Source organism: Brevundimonas sp. PWP3-1b1 (genome assembly GCF_049896065.1).
GTDB lineage: Bacteria > Pseudomonadota > Alphaproteobacteria > Caulobacterales > Caulobacteraceae > Brevundimonas > Brevundimonas intermedia_B.
The window spans coordinates 540429-555569 of record NZ_JAFCTO010000001.1; the positions used below are offsets into that span (position 1 = coordinate 540429).

Here is a 15141-nt window from a genome sequence, read left to right on the forward strand (position 1 = left end):
TTACAGCAGTCGGATTTCGCGCAGACGTTCGGTCAGATAGTCCTCGGCCAGGATCGTCTTGCCGGCGTAGCGGTCGGGATTGTCCGGCGTGATGGCGCTGGGCAGGGTCTTGATGGGGAAGTCCGGGTTGAAGTGCAGGAAGAAAGGCGTCGAATAGCGGGCGAAACCGCGACGCTCGGGCGCCGGATTGACCACGCGGTGGGTCGTCGATGGCAGAACATGATTGGTCAGCCGCTGCAGCATGTCGCCGATATTGACGACCAGGGCGCCGGGCGGCGGCGCGATGTCCAGCCAGCTGCCGTCCTTCTCCTTGAGCTGAAGGCCGGCCTCTTCGGCGCCCAGCAGCAGGGTGATGACGTTGATGTCTTCGTGCGCGCCGGCCCGGACGCCGGGTGCATCGGCCGGAACCGGCGGATAGTGCAGCATGCGCAGGACGCTGTTGCCCATCTCGACCTTGTCCGCAAAGAAGTCGTCGCCCAGCTTCAGATAGCGGGCGATGGCGCGCAGGATCTTGGCGCCCAGAGCGTCCAGATCCTCGAACATGCCATAGAGGTGCGGCTTGAAGCCCTCGACCTCGGTCGGCCAGACGTTGTCGCGCATGTAGCGCCGATAGGGATGCCCTTCAGGCAGTTCGCGGCCGACGTGCCAGAACTCCTTCAGGTCAACGGCATTGGCGCCCTTGGCCGCCTCGACCCCGAACGGCGTCAGGCCGCGCGCGCCGCCCGTGCCCGGCTGATGGTACTGGCGCTTCACCTCTTCCGGCAGGGCGAAGAAGGCTTTGGCGTCGTCGATGGCGGCGGTGATGCGCGCCTCGTCCAGACCGTGATCGGCGACGACCGCAAAGCCGTATCGCGAAAAAGAGGCGCCCAGGGCGTCGCTGAACGCCTGGAAGTCAGCGTCATACTGGGTCATCGAGACCGGCGTGATGGCCCGGTCGGCGGGGTTGTCGTTCAGGGTCGTGCTCACGGACGTCCTCGATCTGGGAATGTGCGGCGGTTCCCATACGCCTAATCCGCGGCCTTGTCAGTTCATCGTCACCGGGACGCCAAGGCCGTTCACGCGCCATACAGCTTGGAACCTTCACAGTAAGCGTACGTTTCTGCGCCAGACCACATTCACCAAGAGGACAACTCTATGCGCGCCAAGATAATCGTCGCCAGCGTCTCGATCGCCGCCATGCTGGGCGCCGCCGCCTGCACCACCACCGACCCCTATCGCTCGGGCCCCGTTCGCAACAACACCGGGACCGGCGCCATCGCCGGCGCTCTGGGCGGCGCGCTGCTGGGCTATCTGACCAATACGTCGAACGGCGAACAGGGCCGCAAGAACGCCTTGATCGGCGCCGGCGTCGGCGCCCTGGGCGGTGCGGCGGTCGGCCAATATATGGATCGCCAGCAACGCGCCATGGAGGCCGAACTGTCCGGTTCTGGCGTCGGCGTGGCGCGCCAGGGCGACAACCTTGTCCTGCGCATGCCGTCGGACGTGACCTTTGCCACCAACCAGTCCTCGATCGATCCGCGCTTCCTGCCGGTGCTGGATGACGTCGCGCGCGTGCTGCAGCAATATGACCAATCGACCGTCGATGTGATCGGCCACACCGATTCCTCGGGCGGCGATGCGATCAACCAGCCCCTGTCCGAACGCCGCGCCAGCAGCGTCGCCTCCGAACTGGTGCGTCGTGGCGTGATCGCCCAGCGGCTCTATGTTGCGGGAGAGAGCGCACGCAATCCGGTGGCGTCGAACGCTACGGCGGAAGGCAAGGCTCAGAACCGTCGCGTTGAAATCCTGATCCGCCCCTTCACCGGCTGATCTGCGGCGGCATTTGAAGATTAGACAAGGGCGGCGCCACGAGGCGCCGCCCTTTCTTTGTTCGATCACAGGCTTCGTGATTTGCGCGCACTCGCACACCATGGTTCTCGACCTCATCGGATCATGGGACGATGCAGTGACGCCTGACGATCGGGAGTGCGGGCAAGGCCTGAAGCTGACCGCCATCGCGGTGATCAGCGCCGTCCTGACGGCGACCTTGGTCATCGGCGCCGGCGAGGCGGTTTTGCGCGGCTCCAAACCGATCATCATGCCGCAAGCAACCGTCGTCCCGCACGCATCCGTCGACTGACCCCGCTCCCGTAATCCTGGAGACTTCTACGGCGCAGAAAAAACGCCGCCTCCTTTCGGAAGCGGCGTTCTGTCTTTCGACGACTTCGACATCCGAAGATCGACCCGGAGATAAGTCCGGGCCGACCCCTCAGAGGTCTTAGAAGTTGATGTCGATGGTCGCGCGGCGGTTGAGCGGTTCACGCACACCGTCGGCGGTCGGCTTGGCCAGGTTTGTTTCGCCCTTGCCGTCGAGGGCGATGACGCCGCCGTTGACGCCTGCAGCAACCAGCGAGTCCGCGACGGTGCGCGAACGGCGGTTGGACAGACCCAGGTTATAGGCGGCCGAACCCGAGGTGTCGGTGTAGCCGACGATCACGACGCGCGTCGGACGACCCGACTTGGCGTAGTTGGCGGCCTGCGTCACGACCGAGCGGGCTTCCGCGGTCAGGTCCGAGCGATCCCAGTCGAAGTAGACGACGAACTGGCGAGCGACCGGAGCCGGCGGAGCGACCGGAGCCGGCGGCGGGGGCGGAGGAGGCGGCGGGGGCGGGGGCGGCGGGGGAGGCGGCGGAGGAGCCATTTCTTCCGCGCCGAAGCTGTAGCGCAGGCCCAGGGTCACGGTGTGCGACTGATCGTAGTCGCCGTCCCATTCGCCGAACTGCGTAGCGCCGACGCCCGTGCCGGCCGTCGTCGAGGCGAACGAAGCGTCGCCCGTCAGATAGCGGTAGGTCAGGTCGATGTTGGCGCGGTCGCCAATGGCCCAGGCCAGACCGGCGATCGCCTGAGCGGCGAACTTGGTCGAGCTGTCGTCGGCCGTGAAGGACGCCGAACGGTTTGCGCGAAGAGCGCCCACAGTGTCGGTCGAAACCCGGTTCACACCAGCGCCGAGGCCGACGAAGGGACGGACGCCCCAAGCTTCGTAACCGAAGTCATAGATGACGTTCGCCATCAGGGTGGCGGATTCGATATCGCCTTCAGGCGAATAGCAAGGGCCCGTCGCCGGAGCGAAGTTGCAGAGGCCTTGCGTGCCCGAAACGGCGCGAACCGTGCCGATGTCGCCCGAGCGGTAGCCGCCTTCGAGTTCCACGCGCCAGTTGGGGTTGAAGCGGTAGCCGAGGCGAGCGAAAGCCGCCCAGCCGTCGTTCACTTCATAGTTCCAGTTGGCGCCCGTGGTCGACGACTCGGCGTTGATGTCGTCGATCATGTGGTAACCGGCGTCGATGGCGCCGTACCAGCCGTTGGGTTCTGCCGACGCAGCACCAGCCGACAGGGCCAGGGCGGCCGCTGCGCTGGACGCCAGCACGAAAGTCTTCATACGCATAGGGGGATATCCCTCCGCCTCTGTTAAGTAGGGGGCGGGTCTACCGCCTAAGCGGGTCTTACCAGCCTTGCTTTAGAAGGTCGAGGCGGAAACGTGACAAGCCCAGGCTCTGGGCAGTCTACCGTGGCGTTGATGTTACAGGTGAATTTATCATCTCGTCCACCTTTGGTTAACTTCCGACCCAGAGGACGTCACAATCTCGAAAAGACGCCTCAGCCAACCTTTCCGGGCATTCGACGCCAAGTCGTCTACCGACCGATCAAGCCGTCACGACTTGCATCGCCAGCCATTCGGCGATCAGGGCCGGTTTATCGCCGCCTTCGATCTCGACGATCAGCTCATGCTTCAACAGCCAGCGTCCGCCGCCCCTGTCTTCGGCGGACAGAAGTTTGAAGCGTCCGCGAATGCGCGACCCCGCCGGAACCGGCGCCAGAAACCTCAGCTTGTCGAAGCCGTAGTTGACGCCCATCACCACCCCGTCCAGCGGCGCGACCGCGCCATAGCTCATGGCGGACGCCAAGCTCAGCGTCAGGAAGCCGTGAGCGATGGTTCCGCCGAACGGCGTGGCCTTGGCGGCTTCGGGATCGACGTGGATGAACTGATGATCTTCGGTGCAATCGGCGAAGGCGTCGATCCGGGCCTGGGTCACGTCGAACCATTTCGACAGGCCCACCTCCTGGCCGATCAGTCCTTGAAGTTCGCTGGCCCTGGTCATGGCGTCACTCCTCTATTGCTTTGAGGCGAGGTTGGCCGACCGGCGCGGTGAAGGAAAGCCCTTCAGCCGCCAAACCGACCTTCGATGATCTCGGCGTACAGGGTCGGATCGACATTGCCCCCCGACAGGATGATCGCCGTCGTCAGTCCTTCCGTGGCGATCTTTCCAGCCAGAAGGGCGGCCAGCGACACCGCGCCGCCGGGCTCGATGACAAGCTTCAGATGGCGGAAGGCGAAGCGCATCGCCTCGGCCACCTCGGCGTCCGACACGGTGATCGCACCGGCCAGTCGCCGGTTGATCGGCCAGGTCAGGACGCCCGGCATGGGCGACATCAGGGCGTCGCAGATCGACGGCGCGCCTTGCGGATGCCCGACACGGTCGCCCGCCGTCAGCGACCGCGCCGTGTCGTCGAAGGCCTCGGGTTCGACGACGAACACCCGTGTCGAAGGGCTGCGTTCGGCCATGACCAGATTGATCCCGGCCATCAGCCCGCCGCCCGAGGCGCCGCACAGCAGTTGGTCGAACGGCGTATCGGTCTGGTCCAGCATTTCCAGCGCGGCCGTTCCCTGCCCCTCGATGATGAAGGCATCGTCGAACGGCGGAACCAGGAGCGAGCCACGCTCAGCGGCGATGGCGGCGCCGATCTCTTCGCGGCTTTCGGTCCAGCGATCGTACAGCCGGACCTCGCCGCCGAAGCCGATGACGCCCTCGACCTTCACCTGGGGCGAATCCGAGGGCATGACGATGATCGCCGGCGTGCCGACCATGGCGGCGGCGGCGGCCACGCCCTGCGCATGGTTGCCTGACGAGAAGGCGACGACGCCGCGCGTCTTCTCATCCTCCGTCAGCCGGCTGATGCGGTTATAGGCGCCGCGGAACTTGAAGGCGCCGGCGCGCTGCAGGTTTTCCGCCTTCATCAGAACCCGACCACCGACGACGGCGTTCAGGGCAGGGCTTTCAAGCAGCGGCGTGCGGACGGCGACGCCGTCGATCTGGCGGGCGGCGTCGAGGACGCCTTCATAGCTGGGCAGGTGCGTCGTCATATGCTCCCCTTAACCCAAGGTCCGAGCGCCGCGTAAGGCGTCCAAGGGAGAAACGTCTTGAGCCTCATACTCGCCATCGACCAGGGTACGACCTCGACCCGCGCCATCGCCTTCGAGGTCGCCCCTCAAGCAGCGCGAAGCGCGGTAGGCGAAAGGCGTCAGGATCTGCGTCCGATCGCGGTCAGCCAGATCGAGCTGGCCCAGCACTTTCCCAAATCGGGCTGGGTCGAGCACGACGCGGCCGAGATCTGGTCCGCCACCCTCCAGACCTGCCGCGAGGTCGTGCGCAAGGCGGGGGGGGTCGCCCGGTTCGCCGCCATCGGCATCACCAACCAGCGCGAGACGGCGGTGATCTGGGATGCATCGACCGGCGAGCCCCTGCACCGCGCCATCGTCTGGCAGGATCGCCGCACCGCCGACGTCACCGCCCGCCTGACCGCCGAGGGTCATGAGCCCATGGTCCAGGCGGCGACCGGCCTGATCCTCGACCCTTATTTCTCGGCGACCAAGTTCGCCTGGCTGCTGGACGCCGTGCCGGGATCGCGCGAGCGGGCGGCCAAAGGCGAGGTCAAGCTGGGCACCATCGACGCGTGGCTGATCTGGAAACTGACCGGCGGCCGGGCTCACGCCACCGACGCCACCAATGCGTCGCGCACCGCCCTGATGGACCTGAAGACGGTCGAATGGCGCGACGACCTGTGCGCCCTGTTCGGCGTGCCGCGCGAGGCCCTGCCCACCATCGTTCCTTGCGCGGGGGTGATCGGAGAGAGCGACCCGGCGCTGTTCGGCCGCGCCCTGCCCATCGCCGGTTCGGCGGGCGATCAGCAGGCGGCTCTGGTCGGACACGGCGCACTGAAGGCCGGCGACGCCAAGATCACCTATGGCACCGGCGCCTTTCTGGTCGCCAATGTCGGCGCCGAGCCGGTGGCTTCGACCCGGCGTCTGCTGGGCACGCTGGGATACCGGGCAGACGGCGAGACCGCCTATGCGCTGGAGGGTTCGATCTTCTCGGCCGGATCGGCGATCCAGTGGCTGAGGGACGGGGTCGGACTGATCTCGGAATCGCGCCAGTCCGAAGCGATGGCGCAAGGCCTGCCCGACAATGGCGGGGTCTATATGGTGCCCGGCTTCACCGGCCTGGGCGCGCCGTGGTGGGAGCCGGAGGCGCGCGGGAGCGTCGTCGGGCTGACGCGGGATTCCGGCCCGGCCCATTTCGTCCGCGCCGCGCTGGAAGCCCTGGCCTATCAGACGCGGGACCTGCTTGACGCCCTGGCCCAGGACGGCGCCCCGCCGCTGAAGACGCTGAAGGTGGACGGCGGCGTCACCGCCAACAGTTTCGCCATGCAGTTCGTCGCCGACATCTGCGAGGTCGAGGTCGAACGCCCGGCCTTCCAGGAGATGACCGCCCTGGGCGCCGCGCGTCTGGCGGCCCTGGGCGTCGGCCTGCTGCCCGATCTGGAGGCCCGCCCCGCCGAGGCTCCGGCCTGCTGGAAGCCGCGCATGAAGACCGAGGAACGCGAGCGTCTGCTTTCCGGCTGGCGTCGCGCGGTGAAGGCCGCCATCATCGCCGCGCCGGACCGGGCGTAAGACGCGGGCGGCGCAAGGAAACCCCAAAAGACCTGACTGGGCCGCCCATGACCGACGCCTCTTCACTCGACGCCCCCACTCTGGACGCCCAGACCGCCTTTTCCGGCACGCGCGAGGTCGATCCCCGCTATCGGCTGGACGAGACGGCTCTCGACGCTTGGATGACCGCCCACGTCGCGGGCTACGCCGGCCCGCTGACGGTGCGTCAGTTCAAGGGGGGCCAGTCGAACCCGACCTACGAACTGACGACGCCCGCCAAGAACTATGTGTTGCGTCGCAAGCCGCCCGGCGTGCTCTTGCCCAGCGCCCATGCCGTGGATCGCGAGTTTCAGGTCATTTCCGCCCTCGCCGACCAAGGCTTCCCGGTCGCTAAGCCCCACGCCCTGTGCCTGGACGAGGCCGTGATCGGCTCGATCTTCTATGTGATGGACAAGGTCGAGGGCCGGATCTTCTGGGACCTGAAACTGCCCGGCCTGACGCCTGCCGAACGCCGCGCCGTCTACGAGGCCCAGACGGACACCCTGGCCCGTCTGCACGCCTTCGACCCCGCCGACATCGGCCTTGGCGACTACGGCAAGGCCGGCAACTATTTCGCGCGGCAAGTCGGCCGCTGGACCAAACAGTATCGCGCCTCGGAGACCGAACCCGTCGCCGCCATGGACCGGCTGATCGCCTTCCTGCCCGACAGCCTGCCGCCCGAGGGACCAAGCCGGATCGTCCACGGCGACTTCCGCCTCGACAACATGATCCTGGCGCCGGACCAAGCCCAGGTCCGCGCCGTGCTGGACTGGGAGCTTTCGACCCTGGGGGATCCGATGGCCGACTTCTCCTATCTGCTGATCGCCTGGGCCATTCCGGCCAGCCTGCGCAACGGCCTCGCCGGCGCGGATCTGGAGGCCCTGGGCATCCCGTCCGTCGAGGAGACGGTCGAACGCTACGCCGCCGCGACGGGCATGCGGCCCGCCAATCTGGACTGGCTCTACGCCTACAACCTGTTCCGCCTGGCGGCCATCTGCCAGGGCATCGCCGGCCGCGTCCGCGACGGCACTGCCGCCAGCGCCCACGCCAAAACCATGGCCGCCCAGGTGGGCCCGCTGAGCGACGCGGCCTGGGGTTTCGCTAAGAAGGCCGGCGCCTAGTCCCTGACGGCGGCGCCCAGGATGCGTTTGTCGGTCTTGCCTTGCACCAGCACCGCCACCGCCTCGCCAGGGCGGGCAGGCGGCAGGGTGTAGAACATGGGGCGGCCGCGCCATTCGCCCAGGCGGGTCACGCCGCGCACGACGTTCACGTGCCGCATCGACTGGCCGCGATTTTCGCCCTGGCGAACCTCGACCACCTGGGGGCCGGGCGTATAGGTCACCGCCACCACCTCGGCGCCGCCGACGGGCGCGCGGCCGGAGCCGACGCCGACGCCGTTTCCACTCTCGCGGAACTCGATCTGAGGCGGCCAGACCTGGCGAACGGCCTCCTGATCGATGGCGGTTTCAAGCTCAAAGCTGCGGGCGCCCGAGACCTGACGACGGCCGTCGATCACCACCTGGGGCGTCGAGACGCCACGTTGGCGCAAAGCGGCGCGATAGGCGCGCTGACGCTGAACGAACTCGGGCCGGGCGAAGGTGTCGGTCCAGCCGAGATAGTCCCAGTAGTCCACGCCATAGGTCAGGGCGATGACGCCAGGCTGGGCCGCCGCCTTCTCGACCGCCGCATTGGCCTCGACACAGCCGCCGCAGCCCTGAGCGGTGAACAGTTCGACCACCACCGGCGGCCCCTCGGCTGTGGCGTGACGCGGCGCGAGCGGCGGACGGCCGGCAGCCGGCTGGGCCGCCGAGGCGACGGACAGCAGGGCGCCCGCCATGACCGTGCCCGCGATGATCCAGCCCTTGGTGTTCATGCCGTCGTTCTTAGTCCCCGCGACCCACCGCCGCGCCTCATAATCGCGTGACCCACGGGCTCAAGCCGCGCGCGGAGCGCGATAGCCCAAACAAGGACGGCCTCAAGCAGCGCCAAGCGCGGTAGTCAAAAGAAAAGCCCTCAATCCATCAGTTGTTGCGACAGATAGACATAGTGACGCGCCCAGCGGCGGGCGTTGGCGACCGGATCGGCGTCGTTGGAGTGACCGCCGGCCGTGTCCTCGTAATAGAGATGGTCGTGGCCCTGGTCGCCGAGGCGGGCGGCGAACTTGCGCGCATGGCCGGGGTGAACCCGGTCGTCCCGCGTGTTGGTGGTCAGATAGACGCGCGGATAGGTCACGTCGGGCCGCAGTTGCTGATATGCTGAATATTTCGCGATCCACTCGGCTTCTTCGGGGATGCGCGGGTCGCCGTATTCGCCGATCCACGAGGCGCCGGCCGGCAGCTCGTGATAGCGCAGCATGTCCACCAGAGGGCTCTCGATCACCGCCGCATTGAACAGTTCCGGGTGCTGGGTGATCGACACGCTGGTCAGAACGCCGCCGTTCGAGCGGCCGTAGATGCCCAGGCGACGCGGGCTGGTGACGCCCCTCTGTTCCAGGTCGCGCGCCACGGCGGCGAAGTCGTCGAAAGCCTTCTGACGGTTTCCGTCCAGCGCCGCCTGGTGCCAGTCGGGGCCGAACTCGCCGCCGCCGCGGATATTGGCCTGGACGAAGACGCCGCCGCGCTCCAACCACAGCTTGCCCATCTCGGGCTTGTAGGCCGGGTTCAGGCTGACCTGGAAACCGCCGTAGCCCAACATGATGGTCGGGTTCGACCCGTCCAGCTTCATATCGCGCGGGCGGGTGATGAAATAGGGAATCTTGGTCCCGTCGGTCGATGTGGCCTCATACTGTTCGGTCACGTCGCGCGACGCATCGAACTTGGCCGGCGCAGACTTGAGCGTGGTCAGGGTCGCCGCATCCGCATCGGCCAGGCTTAGGGTCGGCGGAACCAGGAAGCCCTGGGTCGAGACGAAGACCTCGCCGCGCGCCTTGGATGAGTCGCCCAGGCCGACGGCGAGGTTGTCGGGGACCGTGATGGACGAAGCCGTCCACCCTTGGGCGGCGGGACGGAACTGCATCAGTCGCCCAGCCACATTGTCGGTGACGGCCGCCACGATGGCGTCGGACAGGACGGCGACGCCCTGCAGAGCCTGACGCGCGGTCGGCTGGAAGACCACAGCGCTGTCGCGTCCGATATGGATATCCAGGCGCGTTTCGCCCAGCACCGCCAGCGGCAGGGCCAGCAAGGCGCCGGCGGCGTAGTCCTGACCGTCGAAACTCCAGGCCTGATCCGGCGAAAAGACCAGGCGGCCGTCGATCACGCCCGAGATCCCCACGCGCTCCGGCAGGTTCAGCTTCTGCGCCTTGCCGTCATGGCTCAGGCCCCACGTCTCCGACCGGAAGGTGTCCAGCGGGCGGCTGATGATCACCGCCGTGACCTTGCCGTCCTTGTCACGATAGACGGCGGGGCTGACGCCATAGCCGCCGTCGCCCTGTTCGCCGCGATAGACCTCGGTCGCCTGGGCCAGGGTCTGGCCGCGCTTCAACGTCTTGACGATGAAGGGATAGCCGGACTCGGTCATGGTGCCCGCGCCGAAATCGGTGGCGACCAGGAGCGTGTCGCGGTCCAGCCATTCGATGCGGTGCTTGCCCTCGGGCAGGTTGAACCCGCCGTCCACGAAGCGTTTGGTGGTCAGGTCGAACTCGCGCACGACCACCGCATCCTTGCCGCCGTCGGACAGGTTGATCAGGCAGCGGGTCTCGTCGGGCGCCAGGCAGTCGGCGCCCTTGAACACCCAGTCCTTGCCCTCGGCCTTGGACAGGGCGTCGATGTCGAGCAGGGTCTCCCACTGGGGCGTGGCGGTGCGGTAGCTGTCCAGCGTCGTGCGGCGCCAGACGCCCTTGGGATTGGCTGCGTCCTGCCAGAAGTTGCCGACCCCGTCGCCCAGGAAGCTGGGCGTGGGGATGCGATCGGTTGCGGTCAGGATGGCTTCGGCTTCCGCCCGGAAGGTCTCGTAGCGCGGGTCGCCGGTCAGGACGGCGAGGGACTTGCGGTTCTCCTCGGCGACGAAGGCCATGGCCTGCGCCCCATCCACCTGTTCCAGCGCCAGGTGATCGTCGGCGGCTGCGACGCCGGCGGGGGTCAGGTCACGAGGGAAGTGGGGCGGGGCCGTCTCCGAAGTGACAGTCGTCGGTGCGAAATACTCGTCCATGTTCCGGGTGCTCGCGCAGGCCCCCATCAGAAGCGCCGGAATGGCGGCGGACAGGATCAGGTGACGCATTCGAAAACTCCGCAAATCTGATCCTCCCCCATCGGGGGAGGGGGACCGCCGCAGGCGGTGGAGGGGGCGGAACCAGGCGTGGTGCATGGGGTCGCCCCCTCCACCACTTCGTGGTCCCCCTCCCCCGTTCGCAAGCGCTCACGGGGGAGGATTGAGTTCTATTCCTGCGCCGGCGTGTCCATCAGGCGGCGCGACAGATAGGTGTATTCCAGCGCCAGGCGACGCGCGGTCTCGCGCAGGTTCGCCCCGGCCGCATGGCCGCCGTCGACGTTCTCGTAGAACAGCACCGGATAGCCCAGTTCCTCAAGCCGCGCCGCCGCCTTGCGGGCATGGCCCGGATGGACGCGGTCGTCCTTTGTCGAGGTGTGGATGAAGACTTCCGGATAGGGCTGGCCGGCGCGCAGGTTCTGATAGGGCGAATATTGCTCGATCCAGGCGCGCTGCTCGGGGATGTCCGGGTTGCCGTATTCGCCGATCCACGAGGCGCCGGCGAGCAGCTTGTGGAAGCGCAGCATGTCGAACAGGGGCACCTGGATGACGGCGGCGTTGATAAGGTCCGGCCGCTGGGTCAGCATCGCCCCCATGAACAGGCCGCCCTGCGAGCCGCCCATGATGCCCAGCTTGGGCTGGCTGGTGATGTTGCGCTGGGTCAGGTCCAGGGCCACGGCCTGGAAGTCCTCGTGCGCGCGCTGACGGTTCTGCTGCAGGGCCGCCTCGTGCCAGCGGGGGCCGAACTCGCCGCCGCCGCGCGTATTGGCGATGACATAGACCCCGCCGCGCTCCAGCCACAGCTTGCCGACCGTCGCCGAATAGCCAGGCAGCAGCGAGCTTTCGAACCCGCCATAGCCATACAGCAAGGTCGGGTTCGAGCCGTCCAGCGGCATGTCCGCCTTATGGACCACGAAATAAGGGATCATGGTCCCGTCGGCCGAGCGGGCCTCGTGCTGGTCCACCGTCATGCCGGCGGCGTCGAACTTGGCCGGCATGGACTTGACCTGATCCACCGCGCCGGTCGCCGCATCGGCCAGCCACAGGCTGGACGGGTTCAGATAGCCGGTGACGCTGACGAAGACCTTGTCGTCCTTCTCCGACGCCGAGCCGATGCCGACCGAGACGTTCTGCGGCAGGTCCAGGGTCGTGTGCGCCCACTCGCCTTCACCAGGGGTGTAAACGCGCACAGAGCCGCGCACATTGTCGTACAGGGCCACGACCAGCCGGTTGCGCGTGACGTTGACGCCCTCGATCGCCTGACGCTCGGTCGGGCGCAGCACCACCTGGGCCGGGGTCGCCTGATCGGCCAGCCAGGCCTCCAGCGGCCAGGCGATCAGGTCGCCGGTCTTGAAATCCTGACCCGACGGCGCGGTCCAGTCCTGTTTCAACGACACAAGCAGGCGGCCGTCCACCAGGCCGGTGATGTCGGACTTGGCCGGCAGCTGAAGCTGGGTCAGGGCGCCGTCGTCGCCCAGCCGCCAGGTCTCGGACGAATAGAAGTCCACCGAACGGTTGATCAGCGTCGCCTTCACCACCCCGTCGGCGTCGCGCAGCGTATAGCCGGACACCGAGACGTCCGTGGGCTTGCCCGTGAACAGGGTCTCGGCCTGATCCAGGCCCTGGCCGCGCTTCAGGCGCTTGACCACCATCGGATAGCCCGAGTCGGTCAGGGTGCCGGGACCGAAGTCGCGCGAGATCAACAGGGTGTCCTTGTCGATCCACGACGCGCCGCCCTTGGACTCCGGCAGGACGATGCCGCCCTCGACGAACTTGCGCTCGACGCTGTCGAACTCGCGCAGGGTCACCGCGTCCTTGCCGCCGTTCGACAGGCTAAGCAGGCAATAGCGTTCCTCGGGCGCCAGGCAGGTCGCGCCCTTGTAGACCCAGTTCTGGCCCTCGGCCGCCGCCAGGGCGTCGATGTCCAGGATGGTCTGCCATTCCGGCGTCGCAGTGCGATAGCTGTCCAGCGTGGTCCGGCGCCAGACGCCGCGCACGTGCTGGGCGTCCTGCCAGAAGTTGTCGATATGGCCGTCGTGGGTGAAGCCGGGCGAGGGGATGCGGTCCTGGGCCTGGACGATCTCCAGCGCCTGCTGATGCAGCGGCTCGTAGCGCGCATCGCCCTGCAGAACGGCGAAGGTGCGGTCGTTGTGGGCCTTGACCCATTCCATCGCCCGCTCGCCCTCAACCTCTTCCAGCCACAGATAGGGATCGGTCGCGTCGCTGGTCGCGAAGGCGCCGGAAGCGGGGGCGGGAGAAGCTGAAGGAGTCTGGGCCATGGATACCGAAGTCAGGCTGGTGGAGGCGAGAAGGGCCGCGAGCGCGACGGCGGAAGAGCGGATCATGGACAGTCCCCGGAAAACGAAGCCGGCACCTTAGCGGCGCCTTCCCGCGCGGCAAGTCGAGGGACCTTACCGTTTTGTCACACCGCCCTTTTTGGCTCAGCCTTCGTCGGGAATGCAAAGCAGGTTGCCGCAGGCCTTGCAGTGGACGGCGTCAGGGTCGTGCGTTTGCAGGCCGCAACGCTCGCACGGATAGCGGACCTTGTGCGGCTTGATCAGGGCCTGGGCCAGACGCAGGAACAGGGTGATGCCCACCAGCATGATGGCGATGGACAACAGCTTGCCCAGCGATCCGGGCAGGGTCACGTCGCCGAACCCGGTCGTCGTCAGGGTCGCCACAGTGAAATACAGGGCGTCGATATAGCCCGCGATCCCGTCATGCCCCAGGAAGGTTGCATAGACGAAGCCCGTCGTGACGAAGACGAAGGTGACCAGGCTGGACAGGGCTCGCACGATCCCCTCGACCCGCGTGTCGTCGAACCGGGCGCCGATGGTGCGCCAGAAGAAGTCCGAGTTTAGCAGGGTCCACAGGCGCAGCATCCGCAGGAAGCCCAGGTTGAACAGCCAGATCGGGAATAGCAAGGTGGCCAGAATGAACAGGTCCAGCCAGACGATCGGCCGCTTCAGCCAGTCCCTGATGTCCGAATAGGCATAGGCCCGCGCCGCAAGGTCGGCCGCCAGCAGCGCCGCCACCAGATAGTCCAGAGCATAGAAGGCCCAGCCCATATTCTTCAGGATCGGCGAGGCCAGGAAGAAGGCGATGATGGCGAAGTCCACCGCGATCACCATCAGTCGGAACTTCACCGCCGCCGGCTGGCTGCCGTGATAGAGATAACGCAGCCGCGCCTTCAGCCGCAGGCCGTCGTCCTTGGGGTCGGTTTCGGTATGGGACACGCTGGTTTCCGGGACGCAGGGATGCGCCTATATGGCCTGCATGACCCGTCCTTTCGTCAAGATGAACGGCGCCGGCAATGACTTCGTCGTCGTCAATGCGCTGGAACAGCCGTTCGCTCCCACCGAGGAGCAAATTCGCGCGCTGGGCGACCGTAAAACGGGCGAAGGGTTCGACCAGCTGATCGCCATCGAACCCTCCGCGACGGCCGACGCCTTCATGCGGGTGTGGAATGCCGACGGATCGATGGTCGAGACCTGCGGCAACGCCCTGCGCTGCGTCGGCTGGCTGTTGATGCAGGCGAACGGCTCGGATCGCGTCGTCATCGATACGGCGGGCGGCCCGACCACCGCGACCCGCGCCGGCGACCACCGCGTGACTGTGGACATGGGCAAGCCTCGCCTGGACTGGACCCAGGTGCCGCTGGCCGAGGAGATGGACACGCGCGGGATCGAGCTTCAGGTCGGGCCGATCGACGCGCCGATCCTGCACACGCCCGGCGCCGTCTCCATGGGCAATCCGCACGTGGTCTTCTTCACCGACCGTCAGGATGATGGGTTCGTCACCGGATCAGGCTCGCTGATCGAGCATCACCCGCTGTTCCCGCAAGGGGTCAATGTCGGTTTCGCCAATGTGCTGGACCGCGACCACATCCGCCTGCGGGTCTGGGAGCGCGGGGCCGGCCTGACGAAGGCCTGCGGCACCGGCGCCTGCGCCGCCCTGGTCGCCACGGCCCGGCGCGGCCTGACGGACCGCAAGGCGACCGTGGTCGTGGACGGCGGCGAGATGGTCATCGACTGGGATGCGCAGACCGATCATGTGCTGATGACGGGGCCTGTCGAAATCGAGCGCACAGGCGTGCTGTCGATCTGAAACAGGCCGTTTGCGGAAAACCGCACACGCCTGTTCCGTCGGGT

At 67.1% G+C, this 15141-nt stretch carries 13 protein-coding genes; 5 read left to right on the plus strand and 8 right to left on the minus strand.

All coding sequences use genetic code 11. The features are described 5' to 3' along the window. Complete coding sequence (locus ACP69V_RS02585; RefSeq protein ID WP_426024023.1) at positions 1-912, minus strand: isopenicillin N synthase family dioxygenase; 912 nt, start codon at positions 910-912, stop codon at positions 1-3. Between the two features lie 222 nt (positions 913-1134). On the opposite strand from ACP69V_RS02585, the gene ACP69V_RS02590 reads away from it, so the two are divergent. After that, positions 1135-1809 (plus strand): OmpA family protein, encoded by a 675-nt coding sequence (locus ACP69V_RS02590; protein WP_174087159.1) that lies wholly within the window; start codon positions 1135-1137, stop codon positions 1807-1809. 136 nt (positions 1810-1945) lie between these two features. Beyond that, positions 1946-2119 (plus strand): hypothetical protein, encoded by a 174-nt coding sequence (locus ACP69V_RS02595; protein WP_426022502.1) that lies wholly within the window; start codon positions 1946-1948, stop codon positions 2117-2119. 138 nt (positions 2120-2257) lie between these two features. Here the strand turns inward: ACP69V_RS02595 and ACP69V_RS02600 are convergent, their stop codons facing one another. The 3 genes from ACP69V_RS02600 to ACP69V_RS02610 form a co-directional block, all read right to left on the minus strand. Further along, entirely contained in the window at positions 2258-3415 is a 1158-nt protein-coding gene (locus tag ACP69V_RS02600; RefSeq protein ID WP_426024024.1) for an outer membrane beta-barrel protein, read from the minus strand. A 265-nt stretch (positions 3416-3680) separates the two neighbouring features. Continuing rightward, positions 3681-4136 carry a MaoC family dehydratase gene (locus tag ACP69V_RS02605; RefSeq protein WP_426022503.1) on the minus strand — a complete coding sequence of 152 codons (456 nt, stop codon included), beginning with the start codon at positions 4134-4136 and terminating at the stop codon, positions 3681-3683. 62 nt (positions 4137-4198) lie between these two features. Next, positions 4199-5179, minus strand: coding sequence for a threonine ammonia-lyase (locus ACP69V_RS02610; protein ID WP_426022504.1), 981 nt, complete (start codon positions 5177-5179; stop codon positions 4199-4201). 57 nt (positions 5180-5236) lie between these two features. Between ACP69V_RS02610 and glpK the strand changes: the two genes are divergently transcribed. Then, positions 5237-6766 (plus strand): glycerol kinase GlpK, encoded by a 1530-nt coding sequence (glpK, locus tag ACP69V_RS02615; RefSeq protein WP_426022505.1) that lies wholly within the window; start codon positions 5237-5239, stop codon positions 6764-6766. Positions 6767-6813: 47 nt separating this feature from the next. Continuing rightward, the gene (locus ACP69V_RS02620; RefSeq protein WP_426022506.1) at positions 6814-7905 is read left to right on the plus strand and encodes a phosphotransferase family protein; all 1092 of its coding nucleotides are present in this window, start codon (positions 6814-6816) and stop codon (positions 7903-7905) included. Here ACP69V_RS02620 and ACP69V_RS02625 read toward each other — a convergent pair. The 4 genes from ACP69V_RS02625 to ACP69V_RS02640 form a co-directional block, all read right to left on the minus strand. Further along, a complete protein-coding gene (locus tag ACP69V_RS02625; protein WP_426022507.1) occupies positions 7902-8657 on the minus strand; it encodes a DUF1223 domain-containing protein in 756 nt (251 codons plus the stop codon). The two genes, ACP69V_RS02620 and ACP69V_RS02625, sit on opposite strands and share 4 nt — an antisense overlap. A 140-nt stretch (positions 8658-8797) precedes the next feature. Beyond that, positions 8798-11002, minus strand: coding sequence for a prolyl oligopeptidase family serine peptidase (locus ACP69V_RS02630; protein WP_426022508.1), 2205 nt, complete (start codon positions 11000-11002; stop codon positions 8798-8800). A gap of 158 nt (positions 11003-11160) precedes the next feature. Then, on the minus strand, positions 11161-13335 hold the full coding sequence (locus ACP69V_RS02635; RefSeq protein WP_426022509.1) for a prolyl oligopeptidase family serine peptidase: 2175 nt from the start codon (positions 13333-13335) through the stop codon (positions 11161-11163). Positions 13336-13431: 96 nt separating this feature from the next. Further along, entirely contained in the window at positions 13432-14226 is a 795-nt protein-coding gene (locus ACP69V_RS02640; RefSeq protein ID WP_426022510.1) for a potassium channel family protein, read from the minus strand. A 40-nt stretch (positions 14227-14266) separates the two neighbouring features. Between ACP69V_RS02640 and dapF the strand changes: the two genes are divergently transcribed. Further along, positions 14267-15097, plus strand: coding sequence for a diaminopimelate epimerase (gene dapF, locus ACP69V_RS02645; RefSeq protein WP_426022511.1), 831 nt, complete (start codon positions 14267-14269; stop codon positions 15095-15097). The last annotated feature ends 44 nt before the right edge of the window (positions 15098-15141 follow it).